Source organism: Pseudomonas sp. A014, from assembly GCF_052378495.1.
In the GTDB taxonomy this organism is placed as follows: Bacteria; Pseudomonadota; Gammaproteobacteria; order Pseudomonadales; family Pseudomonadaceae; genus Aquipseudomonas; species Aquipseudomonas machongensis.
Genome location: NZ_CP199001.1, coordinates 2,151,872 through 2,171,000, shown reverse-complemented (window position 1 = coordinate 2,171,000; position 19,129 = coordinate 2,151,872). Strand labels below are relative to the sequence as shown.

The window sequence follows — 19,129 nt, the reverse complement described above, 5'->3', positions numbered from 1 at the left end:
GTGCCACCCGCCAGCTTGCAGGCCGGCCCGAACGATTCGCGGCCGGCCGCAAGCTCACCGATTTCCATTAGCCACGCCTGCTCACGCGGGCCAACGAAGAACTTTGAACCATGGCCACTATCCACGTAGACGGCAAAGCGCTCGAAGTCAACGGTGCAGACAACCTGTTACAGGCCTGTCTGTCGCTCGGCCTCGACATCCCTTATTTCTGCTGGCACCCGGCGCTCGGTAGCGTCGGCGCCTGCCGGCAATGTGCGGTCAAGCAGTACACCGACGAGAACGACACCCGTGGTCGTATCGTCATGTCCTGCATGACCCCTGCCTCCGACGGCACCTGGATCTCCATCGACGATGACGAGTCGAAGGCGTTCCGTGCCAGCGTCGTCGAGTGGCTGATGACCAACCACCCGCACGACTGCCCGGTGTGCGAGGAAGGCGGTCACTGCCACCTGCAGGACATGACGGTAATGACCGGGCACAATGAGCGCCGCTACCGTTTCACCAAGCGTACCCACCAGAACCAGGACCTCGGCCCGTTCATCGCCCACGAGATGAACCGCTGCATCGCCTGCTACCGCTGCGTGCGCTACTACAAGGACTACGCAGGCGGTACCGACCTGGGTGTCTATGGCGCCCACGACAACGTGTACTTCGGTCGCGTTGAAGACGGCGTGCTGGAGAGCGAGTTCTCTGGCAACCTGACCGAGGTCTGCCCGACCGGCGTGTTCACCGACAAGACCCACTCCGAGCGCTATAACCGCAAGTGGGACATGCAGTTCGCCCCGAGCATCTGCCACGGCTGCTCCAGCGGCTGCAACATCAGCCCTGGTGAGCGCTACGGCGAACTGCGCCGTATCGAGAACCGCTTCAACGGCTCGGTGAACCAGTACTTCCTGTGCGACCGTGGCCGCTTCGGCTACGGCTACGTCAACCGCAGCGACCGTCCACGCCAGCCGCTGCTGGCCGATGGCAGCAAGCTGGGCCTCGACGCCGCGCTGGACAAGGCCGCTGACCTGCTGCGCGGTCGTACCATCGTCGGCATCGGCTCGCCGCGCGCCAGCCTCGAGAGCAACTACGGCCTGCGCGAGCTGGTCGGCGCCGACTACTTCTACTCGGGTATGGAAGCCGGTGAGCTGAGCCGCGTGCGCCTGGTGCTGGAGGTGCTGAACAACAGCCCGCTGCCGGTGCCGACCCTGCGCGACATCGAAGATCACGATGCCGTGTTCGTACTCGGCGAAGACCTCACGCAAACCGCCGCCCGCGTCGCCCTGGCTGTTCGCCAGGCCACCAAGGGCAAGGCCGAGGCCATGGCCGAAGGCATGAAGGTCCAGCCATGGCTCGACGCCGCGGTGAAGAACATCGGCCAGCACGCGCTGTACCCGCTGTTCATTGCTTCGCTGGCCGAGACCAAGCTCGATGACGTCGCCGAGGAATGCGTACACGCAGCCCCTGCCGACCTCGCCCGCCTGGGCTTCGCCGTGGCCCACGCCATCGACCCGAGCGCACCCGCCGTCGAAGGCCTGGACGCCGAAGCGAAGGCGCTGGCCCAGCGCATCGCCGACGCCCTGGTCGCCGCCAAGCGCCCACTGGTAGTTGCCGGTACTTCGCTGGCTGATGCCGCACTGATCGAAGCCGCAGCCAACATCGCCAAAGCGCTCAAGCTGCGCGAGAAGAACGGTTCGCTGAGCCTGGTCGTGCCTGAGGCAAACAGCCTCGGCATGGCCATGATGGGTGGCGATTCGGTCGATGCTGCACTGGACGCCGTCATCACCGGCAAGGCCGACGCCATCGTCGTGCTGGAGAACGACCTGTACACCCGCGTGCCGGCCGCCAAGGTCGATGCTGCGCTCGCCGCTGCAAAAGTGGTGATCGTCGCCGACCACTCCAAGACCGCCACCAGCGACCGCGCCGACCTGGTCCTGCCCGCAGCGTCCTTCGCCGAAGGCGACGGCACCCTGGTCAGCCAGGAAGGCCGCGCCCAGCGCTTCTTCCAGGTGTTCGACCCGCAGTACCTGGACAGCAGCATCCAGATCCACGAAGGCTGGCGCTGGATGCACGCCCTGCGTGCCACCCTGCTGAACAAGCCGGTCGACTGGACCCAACTGGACCACGTCACCAGCGCCTGCGCCAACGCCGCACCGCAACTGGCCGGCATCGTCAACGCAGCGCCAAGCGCCGCGTTCCGCATCAAGGGCATGAAGCTTGCCCGTGAGCCGCTGCGCTACTCGGGCCGTACCGCCATGCGCGCCAACATCAGCGTTCACGAGCCGCGCACACCGCAGGACAAGGACACCGCGTTCGCCTTCTCGATGGAAGGCTACTCGGGCTCGGCCGAACCGCGCCAGCAAGTGCCATTCGCCTGGTCGCCGGGCTGGAACTCGCCGCAAGCCTGGAACAAGTTCCAGGATGAAGTCGGTGGCCACCTGCGTGCCGGTGACCCTGGCGTGCGCTTGATCGAATCGCAAGGCGATCGTCTGAACTGGTTCAACACCATCCCGGCTGCCTTCAACCCGGCGCGCGGGACCTGGACTGCCGTGCCGTTCTTCCACCTGTTCGGCAGCGAGGAGAACTCTTCGCGTGCTGCACCGGTACAGGAACGCATCCCGGCGGCCTACGTGGGCCTTGCCAAGTCCGAAGCCGACCGCCTGGGCGTCAACGACGGCGCACTGCTGAGCCTGAACGTCGCGGGCGTTTCGCTGCGCCTTCCGCTGCGCATCAATGAAGAACTGGGCGCTGGCCTGGTGGCGTTGCCCAAAGGCCTGGCCGGCATTCCGCCCGCCATCTTCGGTGCATCCGTCGAAGGCCTGCAGGAGGCAGCACAATGAGCTGGTTCACCCCCGAAGTGATCGATGTGATCATCCAGGTCGTCAAGGCTATCGTGGTGCTGCTCGCCGTGGTGGTCTGCGGCGCCCTGCTCAGCTTCGTCGAGCGCCGCCTGCTGGGCTGGTGGCAGGACCGCTACGGTCCGAACCGTGTCGGCCCGTTCGGCATGTTCCAGATCGCCGCCGACATGCTGAAGATGTTCTTCAAGGAAGACTGGAACCCGCCCTTCGTCGACAAGATGATCTTCACCCTGGCGCCGGTCGTGGCCATGAGCGCCCTGTTGATCGGCTTCTCGATCATCCCGATCACACCGGGCTGGGGCGTTGCCGACCTGAACATCGGCCTGCTGTTCTTCTTCGCCATGGCCGGCCTGTCGGTCTACGCGGTGCTGTTCGCCGGCTGGTCGTCGAACAACAAGTACGCCCTGCTGGGCAGCTTGCGGGCCTCGGCGCAGACCGTGTCGTACGAAGTGTTCCTGGGCCTGGCGCTGATGGGCGTGGTGGTACAAGTGGGCTCGTTCAACATGCGCGACATCGTTGAATACCAGGCCCAGAACCTGTGGTTCATCATTCCGCAGTTCTTCGGCTTCTGCACCTTCTTCATCGCTGGCGTCGCCGTGACTCACCGTCACCCGTTCGACCAGCCAGAAGCGGAACAGGAACTGGCCGACGGCTACCACATCGAGTATGCCGGCATGAAATGGGGCATGTTCTTCGTCGGTGAGTACATCGGCATCATCCTCATCTCGGCGCTGCTGGTCACCCTGTTCTTCGGCGGCTGGCACGGCCCGTTCGGCATCCTGCCGCAACTGCCGTTCCTGTGGTTCGCGTTGAAGACCGCGTTCTTCATCATGCTGTTCATCCTGCTGCGCGCCTCGATCCCGCGCCCGCGCTATGACCAGGTGATGGACTTCAGCTGGAAGTTCTGCCTGCCGCTGACCCTGATCAATTTGCTGGTGACCGCTGCGATCGTGCTCTACAACACGCCAGCCGTCGCGGCCCAGTGAGGATTTGACCCATGTTCAAATATATCGGCGACATCGTTAAGGGCACCGGCACTCAGCTGCGCAGCCTGGTGATGGTGTTCTCCCACGGGTTCCGCAAGCGCGACACCCTGCAATACCCCGAAGAGCCCGTGTACCTGCCGCCACGCTATCGTGGCCGCATCGTCCTCACCCGCGATCCCGACGGCGAGGAGCGCTGCGTAGCGTGCAACCTTTGCGCGGTGGCCTGCCCGGTCGGCTGCATCTCGTTGCAGAAAGCCGAGACCGAGGATGGCCGTTGGTATCCCGAATTCTTCCGCATCAACTTCTCGCGTTGCATCTTCTGCGGCCTGTGTGAAGAGGCGTGCCCGACCACCGCGATCCAGTTGACCCCGGATTTCGAAATGGCCGAGTTCAAGCGTCAGGACCTGGTGTACGAGAAAGAAGATCTGCTGATCTCCGGCCCCGGCAAGAACCCTGACTACAACTTCTACCGTGTTGCGGGTATGGCCATCGCTGGCAAGCCGAAAGGCTCTGCGCAGAACGAAGCCGAGCCGATCAACGTGAAGAGCTTGCTCCCATAAGGACAGAAAGATGGAATTCGCTTTCTACTTCGCATCCGGGATCGCCGTGGTCTCCACCCTTCGGGTGGTGACCGGCACAAACCCCGTGCACGCCCTGCTCTACCTGATCATTTCGCTGATCTCCGTGGCGATGATCTTCTTCTCCCTGGGTGCGCCGTTCGCCGGCGCCCTGGAAGTGATCGCCTACGCTGGCGCCATCATGGTGCTGTTCGTCTTCGTGGTGATGATGCTCAACCTGGGGCCGGCTTCGGTCGCCCAGGAGCGTGGCTGGCTCAAGCCGGGCATCTGGGCAGGGCCGGTGATCCTCGCCGCCCTGCTGCTGCTGGAGCTGCTGTACGTGCTGTTCGCCAATCCGAGCGGCGCTGCCATCAGCGGTACCACGGTTGACGCCAAGGCCGTCGGCATCAGCCTGTTCGGCCCCTACCTGCTGGTGGTCGAACTGGCCTCGATGCTGCTGCTGGCCGCGGCCGTCACCGCCTTCCACCTGGGCCGCAACGAGGCGAAGGAGTAAATCATGGGTGCTATCCCTCTCGAGCATGGTCTGGCGGTTGCCGGCATCCTGTTCTGCTTAGGTCTGGTCGGCCTGATGGTCCGCCGCAACATCCTCTTCGTGCTCATGAGCCTGGAAGTCATGATGAACGCCGCAGCCCTGGCGTTCATCGTCGCCGGTGCCCGTTGGGTCCAGCCCGACGGTCAGGTGATGTTCATTCTGGTGATCAGCCTGGCAGCCGCCGAGGCCAGCATTGGCCTGGCAATCCTGCTGCAGCTGTATCGCCGCTTCCACACTCTCGACATCGATGCTGCCAGTGAGATGCGCGGATGAACCTTCTCTTCCTGACTTTCGTCTTTCCCCTGATCGGCTTCCTGCTGCTGTCGTTCTCGCGCGGGCGGTTCTCGGAGAACCTGTCCGCCCTGATCGGCGTCGGTTCGGTCGGCCTCTCGGCCGCGACCGCCGCCTACGTGATCTGGCAGTTCAACGTCGCGCCGCCTGAAGGCGGTGCGTACAGCCAGCTGCTGTGGCAGTGGATGTCGGTGGACGGCTTCGCGCCGAACTTCACCCTGTACCTGGACGGCCTGTCGGTCACCATGCTCGGCGTGGTCACCGGCGTGGGCTTCCTGATCCACCTGTTCGCCTCCTGGTACATGCGTGGCGAAGCCGGTTACTCGCGCTTCTTCTCGTACACCAACCTGTTCATCGCCAGCATGCTGTTCCTGATCCTGGGCGATAACCTGCTGTTCATCTACTTCGGCTGGGAAGGTGTGGGCCTGTGCTCCTACCTGTTGATCGGTTTCTACTACAGCAACCGCAACAACGGTAACGCGGCACTGAAGGCCTTCATCGTCACCCGCATCGGCGACGTGTTCATGGCCATCGGCCTGTTCATCCTGTTCGCCCAACTGGGTACGCTGAACGTCCAGGAACTGCTGGTGCTGGCACCGCAGAAATTCCAGGCGGGCGACACCTGGATGGTCCTGGCCACCCTGATGCTGCTCGGTGGTGCGGTCGGTAAGTCGGCCCAGCTCCCGCTGCAGACCTGGCTGGCCGACGCGATGGCTGGCCCGACCCCGGTTTCGGCACTGATCCACGCCGCGACCATGGTCACCGCAGGCGTCTACCTGATCGCCCGTACCCACGGCCTGTTCACCCTGGCGCCGGACATCCTGCACCTGGTTGGCGTAGTGGGTGGCATCACCCTGGTACTGGCCGGCTTCGCCGCGCTGGTGCAGACCGACATCAAGCGTATCCTCGCCTACTCCACCATGAGCCAGATCGGCTACATGTTCCTCGCCCTGGGCGTTGGCGCATGGGATGCGGCGATCTTCCACCTGATGACCCACGCCTTCTTCAAGGCCCTGCTGTTCCTTGCCTCCGGTGCGGTGATCGTTGCCTGCCACCACGAGCAGAACATCTTCAAGATGGGCGGCCTGTGGAAGAAGCTGCCACTGGCTTACGCCAGCTTCGTGGTCGGTGGTGCTGCGCTGGCCGCCCTGCCGATCCTGACCGTGGGCTTCTATTCCAAGGACGAGATCCTCTGGGAAGCCTTCGCCAGCGGCAACACCAACCTGCTGTACGCAGGCCTGGTCGGCGCGTTCATGACCTCGCTGTACACCTTCCGCCTGATCTTCATCGCCTTCCACGGCGAAGCGAAGACCGAAGCCCACGCTGGCCACGGCATCAGCCACTGGCTGCCGCTGGGCGTGCTGATCGTGCTGTCGACCTTCGTCGGCGCCTGGATCCACCCGCCGCTGGCAGGCGTGCTGCCTGAGAGCGCCGGTCACGCCGGTGGCGAAGCCAAGCACTCGCTGGAGATCGCCTCGGGCGCCATCGCCATCGCCGGTATCCTGCTGGCTGCGGTGCTGTTCCTGGGCAAACGTCGCCTGGTCACCGCGATCGCCAACAGCAGCATCGGTCGCGTCCTGTCCGCCTGGTGGTTCGCCGCCTGGGGCTTCGACTGGATCTACGACAAGCTGTTCGTCAAACCTTACCTGCTGATCAGCCACATCCTGCGCAAGGACCCGGTTGACCGCGGTATCGGCCTGATTCCTCGCATGGCTCGCGGCGGCCACGTCGCCATGAGCAAGACCGAGACCGGTCAGCTGCGCTGGTACACCGCCTCTATCGCCGTAGGTGCCGTGCTCGTGCTCGGCGCCGTGGTAGTGGCCGCGGTATGACCATGAATATTGCGAACCTCGCGAACCTTGCGACTCTGCGAAAGGAAACGAACCCGTCATGATTCTGCCTTGGCTGATCCTGATCCCCTTCATCGGCGGCTTCCTGTGCTGGCTGGGTGAGCGCTTCGGCGCCACCCTGCCGCGCTGGATCGCGCTGCTGACCATGTCCCTGCTGCTCGGTATCGGCCTGTGGCTGTGGGGCACCGGTGACTACACCCTCGCCCCCGCCCCGGGCGCCGAACCTGCCTGGGCTGTGGAATACAAAGTCCAGTGGATCCAGCGCTTCGGCATCAGCATCCACCTGGCCCTGGACGGCCTGTCGCTGCTGATGATCCTGCTCACCGGCCTGCTCGGTGTGCTGTCGGTGCTGTGCTCGTGGAAAGAGATCCAGCGCCACGTCGGCTTCTTCCACCTCAACCTGATGTGGATCCTCGGCGGCGTGGTCGGTGTGTTCCTGGCGCTGGACCTGTTCCTGTTCTTCTTCTTCTGGGAAATGATGCTGGTGCCGATGTACTTCCTCATCGCGCTCTGGGGTCACAGCTCGGCAGATGGCAAGAAGACGCGGATCTACGCGGCGACCAAGTTCTTCATCTTCACCCAGGCCAGCGGCCTGATCATGCTGGTGGCGATCCTTGGCCTGGTGCTGGTCAACTACAACGCCACCGGGGTGATCACCTTCAACTACAGCGACCTGCTCAAGGCACAGCTGCCGCCAGGTGTCGAATACCTGCTGATGCTGGGCTTCTTCATCGCCTTCGCGGTCAAGCTGCCAGTGGTTCCGTTCCACTCCTGGCTGCCTGACGCCCACGCCCAGGCGCCGACTGCAGGCTCCGTCGACCTCGCCGGCATCCTGCTGAAGACTGCCGCCTACGGCCTGCTGCGCTTCGCCCTGCCGCTGTTCCCGAACGCCTCGGCCGAGTTCGCGCCGATCGCCATGACACTGGGCCTGATCGGTATTTTCTACGGCGCCTTCCTGGCCTTCGCCCAAACCGACATCAAGCGCCTGATCGCCTTCTCCAGCGTCTCGCACATGGGCTTCGTGCTGATCGGTATCTATTCCGGCAGCCAGCAGGCCCTGCAGGGTGCGGTGATCCAGATGCTGGCCCACGGCCTGTCGGCTGCGGCGCTGTTCATCCTGTCCGGCCAGCTGTACGAGCGTCTGCACACCCGTGACATGCGCCAGATGGGCGGCCTGTGGCACCGCATCGCGTATCTACCAGCCATCAGCCTGTTCTTCGCCGCCGCGTCGCTGGGCCTTCCGGGCACCGGCAACTTCGTCGGCGAGTTCCTGATCCTGATCGGCAGCTTCGCCCACGTGCCATGGATCACCGTGATCGCCACCACCGGCCTCGTGTTCGGCTCGGTCTACTCGCTGATCATGATCCACCGCGCCTACTTCGGTCCGGCCAAAGCCGACACCGTGCTGGCCGGCATGGACGGACGCGAGCTGATCATGGTGCTGGGCCTGGCGGTGCTGCTGATCGTGCTGGGCGTCTACCCGCAGCCGTTCCTCGACACCTCTGCCGCCACCATGAGCGGTGTGCAGCAGTGGCTCGGTTCCGCTTTCACTCAACTCGCTTCGGCCCGGTAAGAGCGCTATGGAATTCACCACTCAACACTTCATCGCATTGGCGCCGATGCTGATCACCACCATCACCACGGTGGTGGTGATGCTGGCGATCGCCTGGAAGCGCAACCACTCGCAGACCTTCCTGCTGTCCACCGTGGGCCTGAACCTGGCCCTGCTGTCGATCCTGCCGGCACTGAAAGTCGCACCGCTGGCGGTCACCTCGCTGGTGACCATCGACAAGTTCGCCTGCCTGTACATGGCGATCATCCTGGTGGCCACTCTGGCATGCGTTACCCTCGCCCACGCCTACCTGGGCGAGGGCTCCAAGGGCTTCCCGGGCAACCGTGAAGAACTCTACCTGCTGCTGCTGATGTCAGCGCTGGGGGGCCTGGTGCTGGTCAGCGCCAACCACCTGGCAGGCCTGTTCATCGGCCTGGAGCTGCTGTCGGTGCCGGTCTATGGCCTGGTAGCCTATGCGTTCTTCAACAAGCGCTCGCTGGAAGCCGGCATCAAGTACATGGTGCTCTCGGCTGCAGGTTCGGCCTTCCTGCTGTTCGGCATGGCCCTGCTCTACGCCGATGCCGGCGCCCTGACCTTCGACCAGCTGGGCAAGGCCCTGGCCGCCACCAGCATGCCAAGCCTGCTGGCCCAGCTGGGCCTGGGCATGATGCTGGTAGGCCTGGCCTTCAAGCTGTCGCTCGTGCCTTTCCACCTGTGGACGCCGGACGTGTACGAAGGTGCTCCGGCACCGGTCGCCGCCTTCCTGGCCACCGCCAGCAAGGTTGCGGTATTCGCCGTGGTCGTACGCCTGTTCATGCTCTCCCCTGCCGCCAGCAGTGGCGTGCTGAGCACCGTACTGGCAGTGATCGCCGTCGCCTCGATCCTGGTCGGTAACCTGCTGGCGCTGACCCAGAGCAACCTCAAGCGTCTGCTGGGTTACTCGTCCATCGCCCACTTCGGTTACCTGGTCATCGCCCTGGTGGCGAGCAAGGGCCTGGCACTGGAGGCCATGGGCGTGTACCTGGTCACCTACGTGATCACCAGCCTGGGCGCCTTTGGCGTGATCACCCTGATGTCCTCGCCGTACGCCGGCCGTGACGCCGACGCGCTCTACGAATACCGCGGCCTGTTCTGGCGTCGTCCGTACCTGACCGCGGTACTGACCGTGATGATGCTGTCGCTGGCCGGTATCCCGCTGACTGCAGGCTTCATCGGCAAGTTCTACATCATCGCCACCGGCGTCGAATCGCACCTGTGGTGGCTGGTCGGTGCTCTGGTGATCGGCAGCGCCATCGGCGTGTACTACTACCTGCGGGTCATGGTGACCCTGTACCTGGTAGAGCCGAACCTGCGTCGTCACGATGCGCCGCTGAAGTGGGAACAGCGTACCGGCGGCGTCATGCTGCTGGCCGTTGCGATCCTGGCCTTCGTGCTGGGTGTATACCCGCAGCCGTTGCTGGAACTGGTTCAGCAGGCTGGCCTGCACCTGGTGGGCTGATCCGTTCTGCGTTGTATCAAGACACCCCGCCTCGGCGGGGTGTCTTGTTTCAGGGTCCGGCAAAACCGGCCACCGCCTTCAACCACAGCGAGCACGGTCACGCGCCGGGCATTCAGCTCGGTGCAGATTCAATGCGGTATTGATAATGCCGATGTGACTGAACGCCTGGGGAAAATTCCCCAGCATTCGCTGCCCGAGCGGATCGTACTGCTCGGCCAGCAGGCCCACGTCGTTGCACAACCCGGTCAGGCGGTCATACAAGGCCTGCGCCTGGGCCTGACGCCCCAGCAGCACATACACGTCAGCCAACCAGAACGAACACACCAGGAAGGTCCCCTCCCCAGGCGCAAGGCCGTCGCTGCAACTGTCGCTGTCGTAGCGCAGCAACAAACCATTCTTCAGCAGACGATGCTCGATCTGTTCCAGCGTCCGCAAGAAGCGCGGATCTTCCGCTGGCAGAAAACCGGTCAGGGCAATCTGCAGCAGGCTGGCATCGAGCTCGTTCGAACCATAGGCCTGCACGAAGTACTGCCCACCAGCGTCCAGCCCCTGCTCGCACACCTCTCGGTGAATCTGCTCGGCTACCTGACGATAATGCGTGCCCCGTTCGCGATCCTCCTCGGTGGTTTCAGCCAGACTCGCCGCACGGTCGAACGCAACCCAGGCCATCACCTTCGAATGCACGAACTGTTGGCGTCCGCCACGCACCTCCCAGATTCCTTCGTCGGGCTCGCGCCAGATGCGCTCCACATACGGCATGATCAACCGGGCGATTGCGGCACTGCGAGGGTGGCGGGGCAGCCCGCCCTTGATCGCCTGGGCCATGGCATCGGCCACCTCACCATAGATATCCAGCTGGCGCTGCCCGGAGGCTGCGTTGCCGATGCGCACCGGGCTTGAGCGTTCATAGCCGGCCAGCCAGGGCAAGGTGAATTCGGCCAGGTCGCGCTCGCCTGCCAGGCCATACATGATCTGCATCTGCTCCGGGTTACCGGCCACCGAACGCAGCAGCCATTCGCGCCAGGCCTGCGCTTCATCGAAGTACCCCAGGTTCATGAACGCCAGCAGGGTCATGGTGGCGTCCCGTAACCAGCAATAGCGATAGTCCCAGTTACGCTCGCCACCAATGCGCTCGGGCAGCGAGGTGGTGGCCGCAGCGACGATCCCGCCGGTGGGCGCATAGGTCAGCGCCTTGAGGGTCAACAGCGAGCGACGCACCAGAGCGCTGTGCGGCCCCATGTCAGGGCAGCGGGCAGCGAAGTCCTGCCAGAGCTCCAAGGTGCGTGCGAGCGCCTGATCGGCGTCGAAATCCGGCGTGTCGGGCAGGTGCGAGGGTTGATGACGCAAGGCGAACACCTGCCGCTCGCCCGCGCCCACATGAAAGCGGCAGACGCTGTGATGGTCCATTGCATGCAACCCGACCGTGCTACGCAGGATCAGCCGGTCGGGGCCGGCAACGGCACTGAGGGTCAGTGGATCGAGCCGCTCCACCCAGGGAACACTGCGGCCATAGTCGAAGCGCAGCACCAGATCGAGCTCGAATCGGGTCTGCCCCGAAAGACCTTCGACGATGCGTAGCACGGCGTTGTCTTCACCCAGGGGCATGCAGTCGAGTACCCGGGCACGGCCGCTGGCAGTGGTCCAGGTGGTTTCCAGTACCAGGGTATCGCCCAGGTACTGCCGGCTGCACTGCTCCACCGGGTCACTGGGCGCCAGGCGCCAGCGACCATTTTCTTCATTGCCGAGCAAGGCGGCGAACACCGCCGGGGCGTCGAAACGGGGCAGGCACAGCCAGTCGATCGAACCATCGCGGCTGACCAGGGCTGCGCTACGGCAGTTGCCAAGCAGGGCATAGTCTTCGATGTGCGCGGGCATTGGAGCTCCTTGGATTGAGGCTTGGGTTCGCTCTGTTGTTTGTGACCACAACCGAGCACGCTTTGCGCCCCTCGCCCGAATCCTGCAGTACATCAACGACGTCGCCCCCCTGGCCTGCTACTGTTCTCCCCAGCCCCAACCCGTGAAGGATCACCCTGCCCCATGTCTTCCGACCTGCTCCTGGTCCTCGGCCTGCTGGCCATCGTCGTCACCCTGTTCATCCTCAACCGCCCGCGCATGGATGTGGTTGCCCTGTTGGTGATCCTGTTTCTGCCGCTGTCCGGTATCCTCACCGTCGAGCAGGCCCTGGCCGGCTTCAGCGATCCCAACGTGGTGCTGATCGCCGCGCTGTTCGTGATCGGCGAAGGCCTGGTGCGCACCGGCATCGCCTACCGCATCGGCGACTGGATGAGCGAACGCGCCGGCAACAGCGAGGCACGCTTGCTGGTGCTGTTGATGGTCGCAGTCGCCGGGCTTGGCTCGGTAATGAGTTCGACCGGGGTGGTGGCGATTTTCATCCCGGTGGTGCTGAGCATCGCTGCGCGTCAAAAGCGCTCGCCAAGCCGCCTGATGATGCCGCTGAGCTTCGCCGGCCTGATCAGCGGCATGCTCAGCCTGGTGGCGACGCCACCGAACGTGGTGGTGCACAGCGAGCTGGTACGCCATGGGCTGGAGGGCTTCAACTTCTTCAGTTTCACCCCGTTCGGCCTGGTCATCCTGGTGCTGGGTGTGGGCTACATGTTGCTGACCCGCCGCTGGCTCAACGGCGAGGTGCGCAAGGACGGCCGCAGCGAAAGCCGTCGCACCCTGCTCGACCTGGTGCTGGACTACAAACTCAGCGGCCGCGAGCGGCGGCTGCGCATTCGTCCACATTCGCCGCTGATCGGCCATACCCTTGGCGAACTCGAATTACGTACCCGCCATGGCGCCAATGTGGTCGGCATCGAGCGCCAGCACAAATTCACCACCCGGGTGATCGCCGCCGACTCCGGCACCTTGCTGCAACAGGGCGATGTGCTGCTGCTCGACCTCTTCGCCAATCGCGACGATCTGCGCAGCCTGTGCCAGACCATGCAACTGGAACCCCTGCACTTCAAGGCCGCCTACTTCATCGATCAATCGCAGGAAGTGGGCATGGCCGAGGTCTCGCTGCCGCCCGGTTCGCAACTGATCGGCAAGACGATCCTGGAGCTGGCCTTTCGCAGTCGCTACGGCCTCAATGTGGTCGGCCTGCGCCGCGAGCAGAACGCGGTCGATGAGCAACTGGTGGAAGAGAAACTGCGCCTGGGCGATACCCTGCTGGTCATCGGCCCCTGGAAGGCCGTGCGCCAGCTGCAAAGTCAGCCGCGCGATTTCCTGGTACTCAGCCTGCCAGCCGAAGTCGATCAGGTGGCGCCTGCGCGCGCCCGTGCTCCGCACGCCTTGCTGAGCCTGGCGGTGATGGTCGGACTGATGGTCAGCGGCCTGGTACCCAATGTCCTCGCTGCGCTGATCGGCTGCCTGTTGATGGGCGCCGGGCGCTGTATCGACATGAACAGCGCCTACCGCGCGATCCATTGGCAAAGCCTGGTACTGATCGTCGGCATGCTGCCCTTCGCCCTGGCCCTGCAGAAGACCGGCGGCATCGACCTGGCCGTCACCGGGCTGGTCGGCCTGCTCGGCGGCGCCGGCCCGCTGGCCATCCTGGCCTGCCTGTTCGCCCTCACCGCAGTGATCGGGCTGTTCATCTCCAATACGGCTACGGCAGTGCTCATGGCTCCGGTTGCAATCAGCACGGCGCAACAGCTGGGGATGTCACCGTACCCCTTCGCCATGACCGTGGCCCTGGCCGCCTCGGCAGCCTTCATGACGCCGGTGTCCTCGCCGGTCAATACCCTGGTGCTCGGCCCAGGCCAGTACCGCTTCGCCGACTTCGTCAAGATCGGTGTGCCCTTCACCCTGCTGGTGATGGGAGTGACCGTGGTGATGGTGCCCTGGTTCTTCGGGTTGCAGTGAGCCGGCTGAAAACCTGTACCAAACCTGAAATATCAGGGAGGATCGGCACAAACTAATATCCAATTGACATCAATTCGTTTCATGAACCACACTGCAAGCCATGTGTCCCAGGTGTTCGCTGTAGTCGTCCTGGATTACGTTTCCGCTTGTCGGTCGAGCCCATGGTGTTTTCAGCCCAGTCGCGCCTGCTGCCTCCGTTGATCCTGTTTGGCCTGACCTTCGCCCTGACGCTGGGCGGCATCCTGGCCAGGCCGATCGAATCCCTGTCGCTGTTCTGGCCGGTCAATGCGGTGTTGGCCGGGGTGCTGCTGCGCCATCCCCGCCAGGGCAGTATCCTGGGCGTGGCCCTGATGTACGTGGCGATGGTCAGTGCCGACCTGATCTGTGGCAGCGAGTGGCGCCCGGCCCTGTGGTTCAACCTGTGCAACGTCGGTGCGATCGTCACCTTCTGGCGTTTGTTGGCGCACTTGCCCCGCTCCCACCGGCGCCTGCGTACACCTCACGGCGTACTGCGCGTGTTCGCTGCCTGTGCCGCAGGGGCCGTGGTGGCTGCGAGCCTCGCCTGCGTGATGGCCGCGCCCTGGTTCGATCAGTCATTGCGCGCCACCTGGCTGGCCTGGTTCAGCGAACAGTTCTCCACCAGCGTACTCGTGCTGCCGATCATGCTCACTGCGCCGTCGCTACCGGCTCTGGTGCGCAGCGGAGGGCTGCCTGTGCGACTGGCACCCTTGCTGGTGCTGCTGGCGTCGCTGGTGCTCAGTATCGTTTTCGGCGGCCCTGGCGCAATCGCCTTCCCCATTTCTGCGCTGCTGTGGTGCGCCCTGAGCTACTCCCCCTTCATGCTTTCGTTGCTGACCCTGACAGCGGGCAGCACCCTCATCGTTGCCGTAGCCCAGAACCTGATGCATTTCAGCGTGCCGCAGAGCGAGCCTGGCGTCACTGCGCTGATGTCGGCTCGCCTGGGCATCGCCATGCTGGTGCTCGGGCCGCTGGTGGTGGCCTGCGTGAGTAATGCCAACCGCGCCCTGCTGTCGCGCCTGGCGCACCAGGCGACCATCGATCACCTGACCGGCGCCCTGACGCGCAGCGCCTTCACTCGCCAGGCCAACGCCCTGCTCGAAGGCCGGCAGCAGCATGCCCAGGCGCTGCCGCTGACCTTGATGATGCTCGATATCGACTACTTCAAGGCCATCAATGATCGCCATGGCCACGCTGTCGGCGACCACGTCCTGCGCCAATGCGCCAGGGCACTGCAGGACCAGCTGCACGACGGCGAGCTGTTCGCTCGCCTGGGTGGCGAGGAGTTCGTCATCGTCGTTCCGGGGCTGGCTCCTGAACAGGCCGCGTTCACTGCCGAGCGTCTGCGCCGGGCCGTGCAGGACCTGCAGATGGTGCAAGGCGAGGTGCCACTGCGTATCACCGTGAGCATCGGTGTCAGTGGCTGCAACGATAGCCAACCGATAGCCGACCTTGATGCCTTGCTGGCCGACGCCGACCAGGCGCTGTATCGCGCCAAGGCCCATGGCCGCAACCGTGTCGAGCAGGCCCAGCGCCAGGTCGTCTGAATCAGCCGATCAGGTCCCACGAAAGCTTGCCGATCAGCACGCACAGCAGCACCAGGAACAGCCCGCGCACGAACCCTGCCCCCTTGCGTACCGCCAGCCAGGTACCCGTCAAAGCCCCCAGGATGTTGAACACCGCCATCGGCAATGCAATGGCCCACAGCACGTTACCCGAGGGAACGAAGAACACCAGCGCTGCGAGATTGGTGGCGATGTTCACAAGCTTGGCCGACGCCGAGGCGTGGAGAAAATCCAGGGCGAAAAAGCGGATGAACAGGAAGATCAGGAAGCTGCCCGTGCCAGGGCCGAACAGACCGTCATAGAAACCGATGGCACCGCCGATCAGTACCGCCAGGCACTGTTCCCTGCGGCCGATGCGCGTCGGTGTGTGCACGGCACCGAAGTCCTTCTTGCAGAACGTGTAGATCGCCATCAATACGATCAGCACCAGCACCGCTGGGCGCATCACGCTGGGAGGGACCAACGATACGGTCGCAGCCCCGACGAACGACATCACAAAGGCACTGGCCATCGCCGGCACGATCAGCCCCCAGTCGAGACTGACCTTGCGAATGAACGAGCGCGCAGCGAAAGCCGTGCCGCACACCGACGCGAACTTGTTGGTGCCCAGCAGCGCTGCCGGTTGAGCACCGGGCAATACATTGAACAATGCAGGAATCTGGATCAGCCCGCCGCCGCCGACCGCAGCATCGATCAATCCGGCAGCGAAAGCGAACAGGGACAACAGGACGATATCCGTCATTTGAAAGGTTCCAGGCAGGGAGAGCGTGCGGAAAGCCTAATCAAATGGCCGCACCTGTGTTGAAATGCCATATTGCACAAACCGCAATGAGGAACTCGCCATGGCATTGGACATGCTGCGCGAAATACAAGCCTTCGTCAGCGTCGCCCACAAGCGCAGCTTCGTTGCCGCCGCCCGCGCGCTGGGGCGCTCCCCCAGCGCCGTAACCCGCGCGGTGCAAGCACTGGAGGACAACGCTGGCACCCGCCTGCTCAATCGCAGTGCCAATGCCGTTACCCTGACCGAAGCCGGTGAACACCTGCTGCCACATGCACAACGCTTGCTGGAGGTGCAACGTGATGCCGCCGATGAGCTGGCGGCGCTGAGCGGTTCGGCACAAGGCTGGATCCGCTTCGCAGTGCCCGAGCTGTTAGGCCAGAAAGTACTGCCAGCGGTACTCGCCGACTTTTCCCAGCGTCACCCCCAGGTAACCCTGGACGTACAGTTCGTCGACCAGGCTCTGGACCCGGTGCAAGGCAAGTTCGATTTCGTCGTGCGCGGCGCCTTTCCCCAGTCAAGCGAACTGATCGGCTACCCACTGTGGAACTACCGCCGCCACCTGTACGCCAGCCCGGCGTACCTGCAGCAACACGGCTTGCCACTGGAACCCGAGGAGTTGAGCGGCCATGCGCTGATCCTGCACACCGCTCCGCGCATCCTCAAGGCTTGGCATTTCTGCCGCGACGGCCAGATCACCAGCCTGCGACCACGTCCGCGCCTGCGTCTGTCCGCTGGCACTGCGGTGTATCAAAGCGCGCTGGCAGGCGCCGGCATCGCCCGCCTCGCCGACTGGCTGGGCGAACCACAAGTGCAGGCCGGGCGCTTGCTGCGGGTATGTCCGGCGTATCACCTGACCTCCAGCAGCGGCCAGGATCCACAGATGCATGCGCTCTATCCGCCAGGCGAACAACCGGCTCGGGTCCGTGAACTGCTGCAGGCGCTGCGGCGTGCGCGTCCCTGACCCTCAGATGGTGCTGTACAAATTCTGCTCAATTTAACAAAGGCCGCTTCACTCCTGGCTTGTAGCGTTTTATCCACAGACCTACCCACGTTTTTTGTGGACAGAATTCCGAGGCCAGATAACGACTTATCGCACACGCACCAGTGCAGCATTTGCCAGCTTGACCAATTCGATCCACTCGCCAACGTTGATCGCCCCGGCCTGCTCGAGTTGTTCGGCACAGACCAGTGCCTGCTCGTAATCCCGTTCGCTGGCGATACCTGTGCCAACGAACCGCTCCCGCCACTCCAGCATCGCTGCAGTGCCCTTCTTGCTTTCCATGTACGACTCCGAGACAGGTGGGCTGCCGTCAAGCCAAAACTCCAGACGCCCCCACGCTCAGGGGCCGAAAACGGCCGCGGGAGATTACACGAGCGGTCATCAAACAAGAATAAATATCAACAAGAAGCCGACGGAAAGTCGATGAGAGGCGTAGCAGGAGGTAAAACGCATCGAGCCCATCTCACGGGTAGACGGGCTCGGAGAAGTTGGACGGGCATTTCAGCCCGGCGGGATGGTACCCAGCAAGCCGATCAGGATCGTCAGCATCAGGAAACCACCCAGGAACAACGCAAGCTTGCCCATTGGAACCTCGACAAAGTGGGGACTGAACGGCAGAGCTGCCCGTCAGGGATACGGTGCAGCCGCGCTCGCCCAGCGCATACCGCTTCGTACGGCTGGGCTTGAGGGGCATTGTCAGGCCTTGGCTGATACGGTTACAGATTCAGGTTGCTGGAAAAAAAGCATATCAGATTGATCGTTCAGTCCACTGTCGCAACTTTTCCAACGGCAACCACCCCAGCTCACCGTTGCGCTGGCGCCGACACCAGAGCCAGCCGTTCAAGCGCCGCAGCCCCACCATCACCTGCCCGGGATCAGCGTCCAGCTCATAGGCCGAGTACGACTCCAGTGCCCGCCCCTGGCCAACACCCAGCCGCTCGATCAGTTGCCCCGGTACCCAGCCTGGCTCTTGCCCCTCACAACTGCACAGGTACCAGTCCTGCCAGTCTTCCTCGCCCTCGTAACGCTGCCCGATCTGCAACAACGTCCCTCGGGCGAAGCTGATGGGTCGAGGGTATTCACTGCGATGGCTTTCGATCACCACGTATTTCATATGCCGCTCCCTGGCTATAGAAGAATCAGTCCTGGCAGTCGTTCAGAGGCTCATGACCATTTCATGCCAAGCCATGCCACCGTGATCGGAACTGGAGGGTTTTACGTACTCGTATCCCATCTTTTCGTACAACCCTACATGCTGGTCTTTGCACATCAGGTGAATGGTCGCCTTGCCACGTTCACGCATCTGCGTGATGAAGCGCGTCATCAGTTGCCCGGCGAAACCACGCCCCTGAAACGACGGATCGACCACCACCGACATGATCACCACATTGGGCGCCTGAGCATCGTGCCCGACCAGTTCCTTGAACGCCTCATCGGACATCACCACCTCGTGGGCACAACCACCGTTGATGAAACCCACCACTTGGCCGTCCAGTTCCAGCACCAGGAAACCCTCCGGGTACTGGTCGATGCGCGTGGCAATCTTCTCCCGCGTGGCCGCTTCGTCGCCCTCGTAGGCGGTGGTTTCGATGTGATAGCAGCGGTCCACATCCGAAGGCGTGGCGGGGCGGAAAACAGGCGTATTCATGGGGTAGGTCCGCGTCTCGATAAGCAGAGGACGACATCCTAACCGCAGCGGCTCAGCTTCGCACCGCGATCACACGTCACACCCCGCTTAACCGAGCATTACCTGTGCACCACGCCT

16 protein-coding genes are annotated in these 19,129 nt (G+C 63.6%); 11 read left to right on the top strand and 5 right to left on the bottom strand.

What is annotated here, in order from left to right:
- Positions 1-110 precede the first annotated feature (110 nt).
- The 8 genes from nuoG to nuoN are packed head-to-tail and all read left to right on the top strand — an operon-like array spanning position 111 to position 10,130.
- Complete coding sequence (nuoG, locus tag ACTYOL_RS10055; RefSeq protein ID WP_200603745.1) at positions 111-2,825, top strand: NADH-quinone oxidoreductase subunit NuoG; 2,715 nt, start codon at positions 111-113, stop codon at positions 2,823-2,825.
- On the top strand, positions 2,822-3,829 hold the full coding sequence (gene nuoH, locus ACTYOL_RS10050; RefSeq protein ID WP_016488222.1) for an NADH-quinone oxidoreductase subunit NuoH: 1,008 nt from the start codon (positions 2,822-2,824) through the stop codon (positions 3,827-3,829). Before nuoG ends, nuoH begins: the two co-directional genes overlap by 4 nt.
- An 11-nt stretch (positions 3,830-3,840) precedes the next feature.
- Positions 3,841-4,389, top strand: coding sequence for an NADH-quinone oxidoreductase subunit NuoI (gene nuoI, locus ACTYOL_RS10045; protein WP_011534620.1), 549 nt, complete (start codon positions 3,841-3,843; stop codon positions 4,387-4,389).
- A 10-nt stretch (positions 4,390-4,399) separates the two neighbouring features.
- A complete protein-coding gene (gene nuoJ / locus ACTYOL_RS10040; RefSeq protein WP_054892700.1) occupies positions 4,400-4,900 on the top strand; it encodes an NADH-quinone oxidoreductase subunit J in 501 nt (166 codons plus the stop codon).
- A 3-nt stretch (positions 4,901-4,903) separates the two neighbouring features.
- Positions 4,904-5,212 carry an NADH-quinone oxidoreductase subunit NuoK gene (gene nuoK, locus ACTYOL_RS10035; RefSeq protein ID WP_023631349.1) on the top strand — a complete coding sequence of 103 codons (309 nt, stop codon included), beginning with the start codon at positions 4,904-4,906 and terminating at the stop codon, positions 5,210-5,212.
- Complete coding sequence (nuoL, locus tag ACTYOL_RS10030) at positions 5,209-7,062, top strand: NADH-quinone oxidoreductase subunit L (protein WP_054892699.1); 1,854 nt, start codon at positions 5,209-5,211, stop codon at positions 7,060-7,062. The genes nuoK and nuoL overlap by 4 nt, the downstream gene beginning before the upstream one ends.
- Before the next feature lie 58 nt (positions 7,063-7,120).
- A complete protein-coding gene (gene nuoM / locus ACTYOL_RS10025; RefSeq protein WP_054892698.1) occupies positions 7,121-8,653 on the top strand; it encodes an NADH-quinone oxidoreductase subunit M in 1,533 nt (510 codons plus the stop codon).
- 7 nt (positions 8,654-8,660) lie between these two features.
- Complete coding sequence (nuoN, locus tag ACTYOL_RS10020) at positions 8,661-10,130, top strand: NADH-quinone oxidoreductase subunit NuoN (protein ID WP_054892697.1); 1,470 nt, start codon at positions 8,661-8,663, stop codon at positions 10,128-10,130.
- Between the two features lie 78 nt (positions 10,131-10,208).
- Here nuoN and ACTYOL_RS10015 read toward each other — a convergent pair whose 3' ends face one another.
- Positions 10,209-12,005, bottom strand: a complete 1,797-nt coding sequence (locus ACTYOL_RS10015) for a glycoside hydrolase family 15 protein (protein ID WP_444757850.1) — start codon at positions 12,003-12,005, stop codon at positions 10,209-10,211.
- A gap of 162 nt (positions 12,006-12,167) precedes the next feature.
- Here ACTYOL_RS10015 and ACTYOL_RS10010 point away from each other — a divergent pair, with 162 nt between their 5' ends.
- Both ACTYOL_RS10010 and ACTYOL_RS10005 read left to right on the top strand, forming a co-directional pair.
- Positions 12,168-14,000 carry an SLC13 family permease gene (locus ACTYOL_RS10010; RefSeq protein ID WP_054892695.1) on the top strand — a complete coding sequence of 611 codons (1,833 nt, stop codon included), beginning with the start codon at positions 12,168-12,170 and terminating at the stop codon, positions 13,998-14,000.
- 146 nt (positions 14,001-14,146) lie between these two features.
- Positions 14,147-15,565 (top strand): diguanylate cyclase, encoded by a 1,419-nt coding sequence (locus ACTYOL_RS10005; protein ID WP_444757849.1) that lies wholly within the window; start codon positions 14,147-14,149, stop codon positions 15,563-15,565.
- Between the two features lies 1 nt (position 15,566).
- On the opposite strand, the gene ACTYOL_RS10000 is transcribed toward ACTYOL_RS10005, so the two are convergent.
- Entirely contained in the window at positions 15,567-16,325 is a 759-nt protein-coding gene (locus ACTYOL_RS10000) for a sulfite exporter TauE/SafE family protein (RefSeq protein ID WP_054892693.1), read from the bottom strand.
- 100 nt (positions 16,326-16,425) lie between these two features.
- Between ACTYOL_RS10000 and ACTYOL_RS09995 the strand changes: the two genes are divergently transcribed.
- On the top strand, positions 16,426-17,325 hold the full coding sequence (locus ACTYOL_RS09995) for a LysR family transcriptional regulator (protein ID WP_054892692.1): 900 nt from the start codon (positions 16,426-16,428) through the stop codon (positions 17,323-17,325).
- Positions 17,326-17,451: 126 nt separating this feature from the next.
- On the opposite strand, the gene ACTYOL_RS09990 is transcribed toward ACTYOL_RS09995, so the two are convergent.
- The 3 genes from ACTYOL_RS09990 to ACTYOL_RS09980 all read right to left on the bottom strand — a co-directional run bounded on the left by ACTYOL_RS09990 (position 17,452) and on the right by ACTYOL_RS09980 (position 19,012).
- Positions 17,452-17,646, bottom strand: coding sequence for a hypothetical protein (locus ACTYOL_RS09990; protein WP_063544312.1), 195 nt, complete (start codon positions 17,644-17,646; stop codon positions 17,452-17,454).
- Positions 17,647-18,112: 466 nt separating this feature from the next.
- Positions 18,113-18,478, bottom strand: coding sequence for an SH3 domain-containing protein (locus ACTYOL_RS09985; RefSeq protein WP_200603743.1), 366 nt, complete (start codon positions 18,476-18,478; stop codon positions 18,113-18,115).
- A gap of 42 nt (positions 18,479-18,520) precedes the next feature.
- Positions 18,521-19,012: a GNAT family N-acetyltransferase gene (locus ACTYOL_RS09980; protein ID WP_200603742.1), complete on the bottom strand. Its 492-nt coding sequence runs from the start codon at positions 19,010-19,012 to the stop codon at positions 18,521-18,523.
- Positions 19,013-19,129 lie beyond the last annotated feature (117 nt).

What these genes read in the sequence shown, in the direction of transcription:
- nuoG (WP_200603745.1), top strand. Translation starts at nt 111, where the DNA reads ATGGCCACTATCCACGTAGACGGCAAAGCGCTCGAAGTCAACGGTGCA.
- nuoH (WP_016488222.1), top strand. Translation starts at nt 2,822, where the DNA reads ATGAGCTGGTTCACCCCCGAAGTGATCGATGTGATCATCCAGGTCGTC.
- nuoI (WP_011534620.1), top strand. Translation starts at nt 3,841, where the DNA reads ATGTTCAAATATATCGGCGACATCGTTAAGGGCACCGGCACTCAGCTG.
- nuoJ (WP_054892700.1), top strand. Translation starts at nt 4,400, where the DNA reads ATGGAATTCGCTTTCTACTTCGCATCCGGGATCGCCGTGGTCTCCACC.
- nuoK (WP_023631349.1), top strand. Translation starts at nt 4,904, where the DNA reads ATGGGTGCTATCCCTCTCGAGCATGGTCTGGCGGTTGCCGGCATCCTG.
- nuoL (WP_054892699.1), top strand. Translation starts at nt 5,209, where the DNA reads ATGAACCTTCTCTTCCTGACTTTCGTCTTTCCCCTGATCGGCTTCCTG.
- nuoM (WP_054892698.1), top strand. Translation starts at nt 7,121, where the DNA reads ATGATTCTGCCTTGGCTGATCCTGATCCCCTTCATCGGCGGCTTCCTG.
- nuoN (WP_054892697.1), top strand. Translation starts at nt 8,661, where the DNA reads ATGGAATTCACCACTCAACACTTCATCGCATTGGCGCCGATGCTGATC.
- ACTYOL_RS10015 (WP_444757850.1), bottom strand. Translation starts at nt 12,005, where the DNA reads ATGCCCGCGCACATCGAAGACTATGCCCTGCTTGGCAACTGCCGTAGC.
- ACTYOL_RS10010 (WP_054892695.1), top strand. Translation starts at nt 12,168, where the DNA reads ATGTCTTCCGACCTGCTCCTGGTCCTCGGCCTGCTGGCCATCGTCGTC.
- ACTYOL_RS10000 (WP_054892693.1), bottom strand. Translation starts at nt 16,325, where the DNA reads ATGACGGATATCGTCCTGTTGTCCCTGTTCGCTTTCGCTGCCGGATTG.
- ACTYOL_RS09995 (WP_054892692.1), top strand. Translation starts at nt 16,426, where the DNA reads ATGGCATTGGACATGCTGCGCGAAATACAAGCCTTCGTCAGCGTCGCC.
- ACTYOL_RS09990 (WP_063544312.1), bottom strand. Translation starts at nt 17,646, where the DNA reads ATGGAAAGCAAGAAGGGCACTGCAGCGATGCTGGAGTGGCGGGAGCGG.
- ACTYOL_RS09985 (WP_200603743.1), bottom strand. Translation starts at nt 18,478, where the DNA reads ATGAAATACGTGGTGATCGAAAGCCATCGCAGTGAATACCCTCGACCC.
- ACTYOL_RS09980 (WP_200603742.1), bottom strand. Translation starts at nt 19,012, where the DNA reads ATGAATACGCCTGTTTTCCGCCCCGCCACGCCTTCGGATGTGGACCGC.